This is a genomic window from Amphritea atlantica (genome assembly GCF_018860855.1).
GTDB lineage: Bacteria > Pseudomonadota > Gammaproteobacteria > Pseudomonadales > Balneatricaceae > Amphritea > Amphritea atlantica_A.
Genome location: NZ_JAHKQE010000023.1, coordinates 216,146 through 229,371, shown reverse-complemented (window position 1 = coordinate 229,371; position 13,226 = coordinate 216,146). Strand labels below are relative to the sequence as shown.

The window sequence follows — 13,226 nt, the reverse complement described above, 5'->3', positions numbered from 1 at the left end:
ATGTCTCCGTCTTTCGAAAAGAGGGCTGGGTTGCCGGACGGCCCACTTATCATGTCGATTATCTCTTTTCACTATCTTGAAACTCCTTTTTCAAGGCGGCTAAGTCAAAGGGCTTGTTTAATAAAGAGAAAGCCGGATTAATCGGTTTCTCTCTGCTTTGAGAATAGGAATATCCACTGATCAGAATGATCCTGCAATGACTATTTTGTTGGAATAACCAGTTAGCTAGTTCAATACCATCAAGGTCGCCAGGTAACATCACATCCGATACGAGACCATAGAGTGATGGCAGCAAGGGGATTAGACGCTTAGCTTCTTCGCCGCTATGGGTATCAATGACATCAAAATTCAGCGTTATCAGTTGTTGTCGCACAATCGAACGGACATCAGGGTCATCTTCTACTAAGCAGATTAGCTTGCGGTGATCACTTGGCAATGGCTGAACGTTATCATTGTGTTGCTGCAAGGGGGTCGCTTCTGTTGCCTTTTTGGCTGGCAGTAATAGTCTGATGCAGACACCTTGGTCGGTATTATTTTGAATAGTGATATAGCCTTGTGACTGTTTAACAAAGCCGTAAACCATACTGAGGCCTAGACCTGAGCCTGCGCCGTTGGTTTTACTGGTAAAGAAGGGTTCAAAGCACTGTGCGAGTGCTTGATCAGTGAAGCCCGATCCGCTATCGCTAATGCGTATTTCACAATACTGTCCGGGTTGCACCGGTTCATCCATGATCAGACGATCTGTTACCTCGAGGTGTTGTGTTATGAAACTAAGTTTACCGCCTTCAGGCATCGCGTCACGGGCATTAAAGGCGAGATTAACCAGAGCATCTTCGAGTCGGCCAGGATCGGCAAACGGCCACCACTCAGCGGTATTATTATGTAGCTGAATAGTGATGTTCTCTGGCAACGAGTTGGCCAGTAGCTCGATAGTATCAGAGAGTAGTTGCTCAAGGTCGATCAGCATAGGTGACAGCGGTTGTCGCCGTGAGAACGATAGCAGTCGGCTAGTGATATCTGCGCCTCGGCGAGTTGCTCGAATGGCGGGCTCAAGATAGTGGTGCAGTTGATCATCATCGGCATAACGATCACCAACGGAGTACAGGTTGCCGAGAATAATGGTTAGCAGATTGTTGAAATCATGGGCTAATCCGCCAGCCATCTGACCGACGGCATTCATCCGTTGGGCTTCATTTAATTGTCGTTCGGCATCTTTTTCGGATGTGATATCAAAGGTCAAAATAAGGATGCCGTTAACGGTATTGGCCTGATTAAAGCAAGGAATCAGAATCCGTTTGCAGATCACCGGTTGTTGGTCATAGCTTTCGCTATATTCACCGGTACTGGGTTGGCCCTGCTGTGCTTTGTTTAGCTGCCATTGGATGTCGGTGAAACGAGTCTTACTCATCACCTCGACTAACGACCTGTTCATCATAGAGGCTTTGTTTTGTTGATAAGTCTCGGCAAATAATTGGTTTACAAACAAAATATTGAGTTGCGGGTCGAGATAGGCAATCTGAGCTGGCAGGGCATCTAGAATCTGTCGTTGGCGCTGTTCTGATTCGCTGAGTGCTTCTTTCGCTTGAGTCATTGAGGTGGAGGCGAGCATGAGCTGTTGGTTTTTCTCGGCCAGTGCGTGGGTGCGTTGGGCCACTTTGCTGTCAAGGTTATTGATCGAATCCCGTAAGCGTTCCACCATAGTATCGAAGGCATGGGCTAACACGCCGACTTCATCATCACGCCGAATACCGCTGGTGGCGGATAAATCGCCGTCGGATACCCGTACTGCTGTGTCTGCCAGCCGTTTAATCGGTTGGCTAATCCACTGGCTGAATAGAAACATCAACAGGAGTGCGATAAACAGTGCGATCACGGCGATGGTGATAATACGTCCAGCGAGTAATTCAGCGCTACTGCGCAGTTCATCGACATAGACTGAGGAGCAAATGTACCAGTCAAAACCGGGCAGGTAGCGTACCAACGAGAGCTTTTCATATTGATAGTTGCCGGGATCGTCAGGCCTGTCCCATTTGTAGTACAACTCTTTACCTGTATCCGCCACCCGAATTAAGTCTTTGGCAATCGCATTGCCGGTGACTGGATTAATTAATTCTGGAAAGTTGCTCCCGGCGATATTGGCATTGGGGTGGATGAGCATATTGGTTTTGGCATCAAAGACGAATAGATAGCCGGTTGAGGCAATTTTAATCTCTTGGATACCTTCGCGCAGCTCTTTTAGGGTTTCATCACGAATGCGCTGGATATCAGCATCCAGATCATCGAGATAGACTCCTGAACCGATGACAAAGCCCCATTGTGGATAGTTTTTTACAAATGAAATCTTCTCTAGTGGCTTCTGCGAATCGAAACGATTCCAGGGGTACTGATAAAAGCCTTCACCCTGTTTTAATGCTCGGTTGATCACCTCATGCACTTCTGAGGTGCCATTATTGTGGCGAATGTTGGCGGTATCTTGGCCTTGATAGCGAGGGTCAGGGTGGGAGATTAAAATACCGTTATAGTCAGCCACCCAGATATAGTCATTATTGCCATATTTGAAGTTTCTCAACTGTTCAAGGACATATGTGCGCGCTTGCTGTTCGCTCATGCCGCGGTCAATGGCTTGCTGTAATGAACTGGCAAAAAAAGAACCGGCGAGGCCGACGACCGTTTGCAAGCGTTTCTTGTGAGACTCGAGTGCTTGGGTTCGATATTTTTTGGTATCGGCATACATCTTGTTGGCGAGAGAGAACACGCTATTAAGGGCAATACCACTCGCGTTGCGTTCAATATCAAAGACTTTTTGCTTAATCATCGGTACGGAGTAAACATAGACCGCGGTAAAAATCATGGAGATGATGAGCAGCAGCGTGATAAAGAATCGCTGCATTAATTTAGATCTGAAAAGCATATCAAGTCATCTAGTGGGTTGTTTTTATAGTGTCATCATTCTCATTGACGTAAGTCGATGACTGTATTGTTACATTTCGTTATATTTCAGACAAATTACAGCAATATTTGAGGGCTCTACTATGACTGAAACACAGAAAAAATACTGTGATATATAACAATAATAATGCTGACCGATAAGCAAAGGTCGAAAGAGAGCAAAGATCCTCCCTATTTCTTCAGAATGATTGTCATGCCGAACGTCGCCGTTCAGGTCTAGTCATGATCTTCTGTTTTTGGATCCAGCTCCTGTAGTTTCGTGTAATTTATCCTTCCCGTTATAGCTGTATCGGTTTAATTCATTATTGCTAGATTTAACCGAAATGAGCTGCTTTAGGTTCATTCAATACTTTATCAAAGTGCGAGCTAGGTTGCCGATGGGTAGCCGGTCGATAAGTAAGTACAGGGAGTAACAATGTCTGAACAATTTAACGTTTATAACCAGTCACTCGAGCAGAATCAGGCGAACTTTGTTGCCTTGAGTCCGCTGAGTTTTCTTGAGCGTACCGCAAAAATATACCCTAACCGTCCGGCAACGGTATATGGCGATGTGTCTCGAAGCTGGGCAGAAACGTATCAACGTTGTTGTCAGTTAGCGAGTGCACTGAAGAAACGAGGCATTGGCCGAGGCGATACCGTTTCTATTATTGCACCTAATCTCCCCGAACATTTTGAATCCCATTTTGGGGTGCCAATGAGTGGGGCGGTACTCAACTCTATTAATACCCGATTGGATTCAGAAGCGATTGCCTTTGTGCTGCAGCATGCTGAAACTAAAGTGCTGATCACCGAACGTGAATTTTCTGGCGTGGTGAAAAAAGCGTTAAAAATGATCGGTAAAAAAATTCTGGTGATTGATATTGATGATCCGACCTATGAGGAAGGTGAGTTGATTGGGGAAATGACCTATGAAGCCTTTTTGTCCGAAGGTGATGCGAGCTTTACCGGCTTGAAGCCAGACACTGAATGGGATGCGATCACACTAAACTATACCTCAGGTACGACTGGTGATCCAAAAGGGGTGGTTTATCATCATCGCGGCGCCTATCTGAATGCCGTTAGTAATATTGTTTCTTGGGATATGGGTAAGCATCCTGTGTATCTGTGGACCTTGCCGATGTTCCATTGTAATGGCTGGTGCTTCCCTTGGACTATAGCGGCGGCTGCCGGAACCAGTGTGAGTTTACGTCATGTGCGGGCGGATAAGATTTTTGAGCAGATTAAAGCGCAGCAGGTTAACCATTTCTGTGGTGCACCCATCGTGTTGAATATGTTGAATTCGGCACCTGAAGAGATGAAAGCTGGGATTGATCATCAGGTTAAAGTGATGGTGGCAGGGGCTGCGCCACCGGCGTCTGTGATTCAGGGGATGGAAGAACTTGGTTTTAAAGTCACCCATGTGTATGGATTAACCGAAACTTATGGCCCATCCGTATTATGCGCTTGGCATGAAGAATGGGATGAATATGATGAAGAGAAAAAGGCGCGCCTGAAATCTAGACAGGGGGTGCGTGCACCGATGTTGGATGGTTTGATGGTGGCTGATCCGGATACATTGCAGCCGGTGCCACAGGATGGTGAAACCATTGGTGAAATCTTTATGCAAGGCAACCTAGTCATGAAAGGCTATCTGAAAAACCCATCGACAACGGATGAGGCATTTAAAGGCGGTTGGTTCCATTCGGGCGATCTAGCGGTGTGGCATGCGGATGGCTATATCGAAATTAAAGACCGTTCGAAGGATGTCATCATCTCGGGTGGTGAAAATATCTCCAGTATTGAGATTGAAGATGTCTTGTATCGCCATCCAAAAATTCAGGATGCGGCGGTGGTCGCTCGGCCTGATGAGAAATGGGGCGAAACCCCTTGTGCGTTTATTACCACCAGTGAAGGAGAAACGGTGACCGAACAAGAGATTATCGATTTCTGTCGCGAGAATATGGCACACTTTAAAACGCCAAAACGGGTGGTTGTGGGTGACCTACCAAAAACCTCTACCGGTAAAATTCAGAAGTTTTTATTGCGAAACAAGGCTAAAGATCTGCAATAATTATTGAGTCATATTAGGGGGGAGTCGCTCTTTACCTCCCCCTAAACAGTCAGACGGGATAAAAATAATGAAAATCGTCGTCATACTAACACCTAATGCGAGCGGTGGCGTTGCTTGTCGGCTATTGAGTCCGCAGGCACAGGCTAGCATTAATGAAGCGCTTAAGCTGCAACGCAGTGGACAAGCCTCTGTTGTAGAAATTGTCGTAATAGGACAGCCGCTAGATGATTCAGAAAGACTAAGATTACTGCATCAAGGGGTGACTTACCGCTATATTCAAGCGGGTGAGCGAAAGCCAGATGCGATGGAACTTGCTGAGCTATGCGTTGATATTGTTCGCATCGACACCCCTGATCTTATGTTTGTTGCGCATGGAGGCGTGGATGATCAATGTCCGTTGGCTCAGCTTCTGGCCGAGTTATTAGCATTTAGACAGGCCCATCATGAGTTGAGTGATGATCGCGATGACCGAACCTTGGTGATTCGTGAAATCGGTAGTGGCATGCAGACGGTTTGTTTATCGGCATTACCTTCTATCGATAATATACCGACCTATTCACGGATTTAGTGGGTTGTGTCGTGGTTGGCGGATTGAGAAATGACTTGAAAGCGGTGGGTGAATAGTTTTATTGTGGTTCTAGCGCCTTATCGTTGTGGCTTCTGTTCTGGCGAAGATGAGAGGTTGCTTGGGTACACTTTATCTTATTGTGCATCGGCGCAATTTTTTTGTTGTATGGATCGGATAAAAAAACCGATTCTGCTCTTTAACAGAACCGGTCGGAAATATTGATTCGCAGGGTAGGAACCAACTCGCTATCAACAGACCAAAACGTTATTGGTCAGCTTAGGGTGCAATAGATTATGGTTTCTCGCGGCTGATTTGGCGATAGCATTTAGAGTCAGTGTTTTGTTCTAATCGGACAGTCAGTACTTAAGCATATTAATGACGAGTATCAATGTTGATTACCGGCTGAGGTGTAGACTTATTGTTAGCCTTTTGATTTACGATAGGTGCTAGGGGAGATGCCTGTCCAGTGCTTAAAGGCCCGAGTGAAGGCGGCCGATTCGGCAAACCCCAGCATCCTAGCAATACGGGAGATCGGCAAGTTAGGCTGGCTGAGCAGGTGAATTGCCTCGTCTCGGCGCACACTGTCTTTAAGCTCTTGAAAGCTGGTGCCCTCTTCATCGAGCTTACGACGCAGAGTTCGGGTGGTGGTGTGAATCTGGCCGGCAATATCTTCCATGCTGGTATCGGCCATAGAGTCGGAACTTTCTAGATAATCGATCACTTTACGGGTGTAAACTGGATAATAAGATTGTCGCTTAAACCAATCTAAGGGTGCCCGACGCAGATAGCTACTGAGGTTCTGTTGGGTTTGTACCACCGGCGCACTGAGAATTGAACGGTCGAATGAAAAGCTATTCTCAGGTTGATCATAGATCGCAGGGCAGGGGAACATCAGGCGATATTCCTCAAAGTGGGCTGGTTTTGAGTGACGAAAAGTTACCTGTTTAAGCGGGATGCGCTGGCCAATCATCCAACTAGGGAATCGATGCCAGAGTAACAGTAGAAAATCGAGCAATGCAAAATCGGGGTCTTTGCTTGGGTCTGTCAATGTTAGCGTAAAGGTAGCGGTGTCACCTGACTCCGTAAAACTTAGGTGAGAGGCCGGTACCACTAGGTTGTAAAAGTGAACCGCATGCTTATATACCTCTCTAAGGTTAGTGCTGTGGATCACGAGTTTGGCCATCACCCCGAATACTCCATTACGAGAGGGTTGGCTACCGAGGCAGATATAATCATCATCGCCGTGCCGTTGAATAGCCTGTACTAGTCGGCTCAGCTGCATAGGTGTGATGCGGACTTCCTGGTTGCTCAACAGTTCGCGGTTGAGACCAGATTCCAGCATCAGCTGTTGCTCATTAAGGCCCTTTAAGCGGGCGCCTTTGAGCATGGCATTGGCAAAATGGATTGAAACTGAATGGTGGCTATAGCTCATCTCAAGAGTCCGGCATCATTGTGATGACTGTCCTATAATGGTTTTGTTTTTCCGATATTAACAGACTTGTCCGAAATTGAACGGGTGTATGTGTCCGAAAATATCAAATTTAAGGCTTTTTTTGTTATTGTTGTTATTAGCTTGCAGAGGCAAACTAGAACGCAATAAAACCTCAACATAAACAGTGAGTGCTATGAAAATACTTGTCCCGGTAAAACGTGTAATCGACTACAACGTTAAAGTACGTGTTAAGTCAGATAACAGCGATGTTGATCTGGCAAATGTTAAAATGGCGATGAACCCATTCTGTGAAATCGCAGTTGAACAAGCCGTTCGCCTGAAAGAAGCAGGTGTCGCGAGTGAAGTGATTGTTGTTTCTATGGGCGATAAGAGCTGCCAGGAACAGATTCGTACCGCCTTGGCACTGGGTGCTGACCGTGGTATTCAGATCGAAACCGATACCTTACCTGACTCACTATCAGCGGCTAAGTTACTCAAAGCTCTGGTACAGGAAGAGCAACCACAGCTGGTGATTATGGGCAAACAGTCCATTGACACGGATAACAACCAGACCGGTCAGATGCTGGCCGCGTTGTTGGATTATCCACAGGGCACTTTTGTGTCTGAAATGAGTGTTGAAGGCGATAAGGTGCAAATTACCCGTGAAATCGATGGTGGTTTACAAACCCTTGAACTGGATCTACCCGCGATTGTAACAGTTGACCTGCGCCTGAATGATCCTCGTTATGCTTCATTGCCGAACATTATGAAAGCTAAGCGCAAGCCATTGGCGGTCAAAACTCCCGCTGATCTGGGTGTTGAACTGAACAATAAAGTGACTCTGGTCGCGGTTAACCCGCCAGAAGAGCGTCAAGCAGGTATTAAAGTGGCCTCGGTATCGGAGCTGGTAGATAAGCTGAAAAACGAAGCGAAGGTTCTTTAAGGAGACGACTGATGACTATTCTGGTAATTGCAGAACACGATAACGTAGCACTTAAGCCTGCTACTCTGAACACCCTAGCGGCAGCACAGCAAATTGGTGGTGATATTGAATTGCTGGTGGCGGGTTTCAACTGTCAATCCGTAGCTGATGAAGCGGCCGCGATTCCGTCAGTAACTAAAGTATTGTTTGCCGATAACGCCGTTTATGAACATGAGCTGGCTGAAAATATGAGCAAACTGATTGTGGCGCTGGTGAGTGGTCACAGTCATATTTTGGCTCCGGCAACAACAAACGGTAAAAACTATCTACCACGGGTAGCAGCACTGTTGGATGTTAACCAGCTGTCGGAGGTGGTTGCTGTTGAATCTGCCGATACTTTCCAGCGTCCTATCTATGCCGGTAATGCGATTGCAACCGTTAAAACCGATGATGTTGTTAAACTGCTGACCATTCGTGGCACTGCATTTGATGCGGTTGTTGCTGAAGGCGGTAGTGCGACGATTGAAGCCGTTTCTGAAGTGTGTGATAACAGTAATGTCCGTTTTGTTAAAGAGGAGTTGGCCAAATCTGATCGTCCTGAGTTGACTACGGCATCGGTGATTGTTGCGGGTGGCCGAGGCATGGGTAACGCTGAAAACTTCGAGATGCTTTATGGTCTGGCAGATAAGCTGGGCGGTGCTGTGGGTGCATCCCGTGCGGCCGTTGATGCGGGCTTTGTACCTAACGATCTGCAAGTGGGTCAAACCGGTAAAGTGGTTGCGCCGGATCTGTATATCGCGGTCGGTATCTCCGGTGCTATCCAGCATTTGGCGGGAATGAAAGATTCAAAAGTAATAGTGGCAATCAACAAAGATGAAGAAGCGCCAATCTTCTCTGTTGCTGATTATGGACTGGTAGCCGATCTGTTTGATGCGCTGCCGGAATTGACTGCTCAGATCTGAAAAATGGAAAATACAGGTAACGATCATGAATGATTATAAGCACCCCCTTACCGACGTCGAATTTGTACTGAATGAACTGGTTAAGTTTGATGAGCTTTGTGCTGCAGCCGGACTAGAAGATGTTAACACCGAACTGGCTTCCGTGGTTTTGACCGAAGCCGGTAAGCTCGGCACGGGCGTTTTAGCACCGCTCAACCGCACCGGTGATGAAGTTCACCCCGTGATTGTTGATAACGGTGTGAAAGAGACAAAGGGTTTCGCCGACGCCTATCAGGCGTATGTTGAGGGGGGCTGGGCCACACTAACGGCGGCCGAAGAGTTTGGTGGACAAAATCTACCTAATGTTTTGGGTACCGCTGTCAATGAAGTGTGGCAGACCTGTAATTTATCGTTTGCACTCTGCCCGCTGTTAAGTCAGGGGGCGATTGAATCAATCAGCCATCACGGTAGTGATGAGTTGAAAGAGCATTTTCTGCCAAAATTGGTGAGCGGTGAATGGACCGGCACCATGAACCTGACCGAAGCGGGTGCGGGTACTGATCTGGCGGCTGTGAGTACTAAAGCGGTAGCCAATGGCGATCATTATTTGATTACCGGTCAGAAGATCTTTATCACCTGGGGCGATCATCAGATGACAGATAATGTTATCCATCTGGTGCTGGCACGCCTGCCAGGTGCTCCAGCTGGGGTGAAGGGTATTTCGCTGTTTATCGTGCCTAAGTTCCTGTTGGATGAAAATGGTAACCCGGCTGATCGTAACGATGTTTATGCGGTATCGTTGGAACACAAAATGGGTATCCATGGTAGCCCTACCTGCGTCATGAGCTTCGGCGATAACGGTGGTGCTGTGGGTTATCTAGTGGGTGAAGAGCATAACGGCCTCGCGTATATGTTTACCATGATGAATCATGCCCGTCAGGGCGTTGGTTTGCAGGGTCTCGGTGTATCTGAAGCCGCTTATCAACTAGCGGTACAGTTTGCTAAAGATCGTATCCAGGGCACCAAAAAAGACGGTAGTCGTTATCCTATTATCCGTTTTGCCGATGTTCGTCGGATGCTGATGCAGATGAAATCCGGTACTGAAGCGATGCGGGCGCTATGTCTTGTGGCAGCCGCTGAAGCTGACCGGAAAAATACGGCACGGCAGGAACTATTGACGCCCATCGTTAAAGGTTGGGTGACCGAATTTGCTCAAGAATTAACCTCGCTGGGTATTCAGATTCACGGCGGTATGGGCTTTATCGAAGAAACCGGTGCCGCTCAGTATTATCGTGATGCCCGTATTCTGCCAATTTACGAAGGTACTACTGCGGTTCAAGCACTCGATTTGGTCGGCCGTAAAACGCTGATGAATGGTGGTGAGTCACTGCAGTCACTCTTGGATGAAATGGCCGTTGATATCAGCGCTTTTGAAACGCTAGGTGGTGATTTTTCACTGGCAGCGGAACAATGCCGCACTTCACTCAATAATGGTATTGCTGCTCGCCAATGGTTGCTGGATACTAAAGCGGATCGAAACGCATCGGCGAGTGCCTGTGTTAACTTTATGATGCTGTTTGGTTTCCTTTGCGGTGGTTGGCTGATGGCGAAGAGCGCGGTACAGGCACAGGCTAAACTGACGGCTGGCGAAGGCGATCCTAAGTTTTTACAAGCTAAGCTGATCAGTGCGCGGTTCTATTGTGAACATATGATGCCACGTACCCAGTCCTATCTCGCTTCTGTTATTGCCGGTGGCGAGAGTATTATGGCGCTGGACGAAGAGCTGTTTTAATACCGGTAATCGAGGATAAGAATAATGCAAAGAGAATCGATGGAGTTTGATGTCGTCATCGTCGGTGCCGGACCGGCCGGATTGTCGACCGCCTGTCGCCTGATGCAACAGGCGAATGAGGCTGGCCAAGAGCTGATGGTCTGCGTGGTTGAAAAAAGCGCAGAAGTTGGCGGACATATTCTATCCGGTGCGGTGATCGAATCTCGCGCGTTGGATGAGTTGTTCCCTGATTGGAAAGAGCAGGGCGCGCCGTTGAAAACGGAAGTCACTGAAGATCAGGTTTACCTGCTTCGTGATGCTGAAAAAGCGATTAAACTGCCAAACTTAGTTGTGCCAAAAACAATGCACAACCATGGTAACTATATCGCTAGTGTCGCGAATCTTAGCCGTTGGTTGGGTGAGCAAGCGGAACAGTTAGGTGTAGAGATATTCCCAGGTTTCCCTGCGTCTCATATCATCTATGGTGATGATGGCCAAGTGGCCGGTATTGGTACCGGTGATATGGGCTTAGATGCTAATGGTGAAAAGAAAGATACCTATATGCCGGGTATGGATCTATTAGCCAAGTACACTATTTTCTCTGAAGGTTGCCGTGGTCATCTAGGTAAAGAGCTGTTAGCTAAGTTCGAGCTAGATAAAGATGCTGATGCGCAGCATTACGGTATCGGCATCAAAGAGTTGTGGGATGTCCCCGCTGACAAACATCAGCCTGGTTTGGTGTTACACGGTGCGGGTTGGCCGTTGTCCGAAGCGAATGCTGGCGGTGGTTTCTTCCTCTATCACGCGGAAGACTGTCAGGTGATGCTAGGTTTGATTACCGATTTGAACTATTCAAATCCACATCTGAGCCCGTTCGATGAGTTTCAGCGGGCCAAGCACCATCCAGTCATCGCTCAGTATTTGGAAGGCGGTAAGCGGGTCTCTTATGGCGCTCGAGCCATTACCAAGGGTGGCTTTAATGCGCTGCCTAAGATGAGCATGCCTGGCGGTTTATTGCTGGGTTGTGATGCGGGTACACTGAACTTTGCCAAGATCAAAGGCACGCATACTGCGATGAAAACGGGTATGATCGCTGCTGAAACAATTTTTGCGGCGTTAACCAGTGGCGATGAGGGTGGTAAAGATCTAACCGCTTACGGTGAGAACTTTAAAAATTCATGGGTTTATGAAGAGTTGTATCGCAGCCGTAACTTCGGTCCTGCGCTACACAAATACGGCACCTTTATTGGTGGTGCTGTTAACTTCATTGATCAGAACCTCTTTGGTTTGCCGTTCACACTGCGTGATAATCATGAAGATTATGCACAGATGAAGTTAGCTTCTGAATGTGCCCCTATTGTCTATCCTAAGCCTGATGGTGTGTTGAGTTTTGATAAGCCTTCCTCGGTGTTCCTATCGAATACCAATCATGAGGAAAACCAGCCTTGTCATCTTAAGTTGAAAGACAGCACTATTCCGTTGATGCAAAACCTGCCGAAGTTCGATGAGCCGGCGCAGCGTTATTGTCCAGCGGGTGTGTATGAGATAGTCGATGATGCTGCGGGTGAAAAGGTATTCCAGATTAACAGTCAGAACTGTGTTCACTGTAAAACCTGTGATATCAAAGACCCTGCTCAGAACATCACCTGGGTGACACCGGAAGGTGGCGGTGGGCCGAATTATCCTAATATGTAAGTGCATCTAACATGATAACGGGGCTATACGCCCCGTTTTTTTGTCTGGATTATAGTGAGTCTCGCTTTATGTCAGTAACAGACAAGGCAGAGGTTCATATAAAAAGTGCCGCATTTATTATATGAACCCAAGGGGCATCGTCAAAATAGTATGGTGAAACTCTTCACTGATGGGGTGAAAGTTAATGCCGGCTGTGAATATTCAGTCTCCTAATGGCCGCCCCAGCGCTATCGCTTGCATTGTTTTCAGGCCATCTCTAGCCTAGAGTTTCCATTTTTTTCCTTGCTATTGAGGTTGAGTCTGCGTAAATTTCCATTTCGATTATCTGTTCCCGTGCGTTAATTTAATATTTAGCGGGTGACTCTATTCAGCTTTGTTTCAGCTAACGGGGTTAGGCTCAGATTCCCGCTCTGTTAATGATGGGTTTCGGCTGATTGGCCAGAAAGCAGTATAATTATCGTTTAACTATTAGTTAGAGGCAGACAGTGGCGAAAAGGCTTTTATGGGTAATCTGTATGTTGGCGGTGATGACCGCACAGCTATACAATGCCGCCTTCGCGATGCCGATGCAACATACTACGATGTCTGCGCAAACCTCTGATACGGTTATGAGTCATGCTCAATATGATGAGCCTGACGAGATGATGAATTGCTGTCAGCCGTTGGCAAATAATGGTGATAGCGGTTGTCATAGTGCTGATCTTAACTGTGACAGCCAAAGTCACTGTGCCCAATCCCATTGCCTTAGCTCGATTGGCGTTGCCGCTAATCAATATCTCTTTTCCCTCGATGCTGCGACGACAACGGTGGTGGCTGCCGCTGAGTTAATGCTGCCGCAGAATCGTGGTTCTTTATACCGTCCTCCTATATCCCACTAATACAGACGCCGTTAATCCGG

The 13,226-nt window shown here is 47.2% G+C and carries 9 protein-coding genes; 7 read left to right on the top strand and 2 right to left on the bottom strand.

Going from position 1 to position 13,226, the window contains the following annotated elements:
* Positions 1-58: 58 nt before the first annotated feature.
* A complete protein-coding gene (locus KO512_RS11225; protein ID WP_215952436.1) occupies positions 59-2,890 on the bottom strand; it encodes a cache domain-containing protein in 2,832 nt (943 codons plus the stop codon).
* 474 nt (positions 2,891-3,364) lie between these two features.
* On the opposite strand from KO512_RS11225, the gene KO512_RS11220 reads away from it, so the two are divergent.
* Together KO512_RS11220 and KO512_RS11215 are read left to right on the top strand one after the other, a co-directional pair.
* On the top strand, positions 3,365-4,999 hold the full coding sequence (locus KO512_RS11220; RefSeq protein ID WP_215952435.1) for an acyl-CoA synthetase: 1,635 nt from the start codon (positions 3,365-3,367) through the stop codon (positions 4,997-4,999).
* Between the two features lie 67 nt (positions 5,000-5,066).
* Positions 5,067-5,567: a hypothetical protein gene (locus KO512_RS11215; protein WP_215952434.1), complete on the top strand. Its 501-nt coding sequence runs from the start codon at positions 5,067-5,069 to the stop codon at positions 5,565-5,567.
* Between the two features lie 421 nt (positions 5,568-5,988).
* Here the strand turns inward: KO512_RS11215 and KO512_RS11210 are convergent, their stop codons facing one another.
* Positions 5,989-6,999, bottom strand: a complete 1,011-nt coding sequence (locus KO512_RS11210) for an AraC family transcriptional regulator (protein ID WP_215952433.1) — start codon at positions 6,997-6,999, stop codon at positions 5,989-5,991.
* A gap of 193 nt (positions 7,000-7,192) precedes the next feature.
* Between KO512_RS11210 and KO512_RS11205 the strand changes: the two genes are divergently transcribed.
* The 5 genes from KO512_RS11205 to KO512_RS11185 all read left to right on the top strand — a co-directional run bounded on the left by KO512_RS11205 (position 7,193) and on the right by KO512_RS11185 (position 13,206).
* Entirely contained in the window at positions 7,193-7,942 is a 750-nt protein-coding gene (locus tag KO512_RS11205) for an electron transfer flavoprotein subunit beta/FixA family protein (protein WP_215952432.1), read from the top strand.
* 11 nt (positions 7,943-7,953) lie between these two features.
* The gene (locus KO512_RS11200) at positions 7,954-8,883 is read left to right on the top strand and encodes an electron transfer flavoprotein subunit alpha/FixB family protein (protein WP_215952431.1); all 930 of its coding nucleotides are present in this window, start codon (positions 7,954-7,956) and stop codon (positions 8,881-8,883) included.
* Between the two features lie 25 nt (positions 8,884-8,908).
* Positions 8,909-10,654: an acyl-CoA dehydrogenase gene (locus KO512_RS11195; RefSeq protein ID WP_215952430.1), complete on the top strand. Its 1,746-nt coding sequence runs from the start codon at positions 8,909-8,911 to the stop codon at positions 10,652-10,654.
* Positions 10,655-10,678: 24 nt separating this feature from the next.
* Positions 10,679-12,328 (top strand): electron transfer flavoprotein-ubiquinone oxidoreductase, encoded by a 1,650-nt coding sequence (locus KO512_RS11190; RefSeq protein ID WP_215952429.1) that lies wholly within the window; start codon positions 10,679-10,681, stop codon positions 12,326-12,328.
* Between the two features lie 515 nt (positions 12,329-12,843).
* Entirely contained in the window at positions 12,844-13,206 is a 363-nt protein-coding gene (locus KO512_RS11185) for a hypothetical protein (protein WP_215952428.1), read from the top strand.
* Positions 13,207-13,226 lie beyond the last annotated feature (20 nt).

Bases quoted from the DNA above. Each gene is read 5' to 3' on its own strand.
- KO512_RS11225 (WP_215952436.1), bottom strand. From the start codon at position 2,890: ATGCAGCGATTCTTTATCACGCTGCTGCTCATCATCTCCATGATTTTT.
- KO512_RS11220 (WP_215952435.1), top strand. From the start codon at position 3,365: ATGTCTGAACAATTTAACGTTTATAACCAGTCACTCGAGCAGAATCAG.
- KO512_RS11215 (WP_215952434.1), top strand. From the start codon at position 5,067: ATGAAAATCGTCGTCATACTAACACCTAATGCGAGCGGTGGCGTTGCT.
- KO512_RS11210 (WP_215952433.1), bottom strand. From the start codon at position 6,999: ATGAGCTATAGCCACCATTCAGTTTCAATCCATTTTGCCAATGCCATG.
- KO512_RS11205 (WP_215952432.1), top strand. From the start codon at position 7,193: ATGAAAATACTTGTCCCGGTAAAACGTGTAATCGACTACAACGTTAAA.
- KO512_RS11200 (WP_215952431.1), top strand. From the start codon at position 7,954: ATGACTATTCTGGTAATTGCAGAACACGATAACGTAGCACTTAAGCCT.
- KO512_RS11195 (WP_215952430.1), top strand. From the start codon at position 8,909: ATGAATGATTATAAGCACCCCCTTACCGACGTCGAATTTGTACTGAAT.
- KO512_RS11190 (WP_215952429.1), top strand. From the start codon at position 10,679: ATGCAAAGAGAATCGATGGAGTTTGATGTCGTCATCGTCGGTGCCGGA.
- KO512_RS11185 (WP_215952428.1), top strand. From the start codon at position 12,844: ATGTTGGCGGTGATGACCGCACAGCTATACAATGCCGCCTTCGCGATG.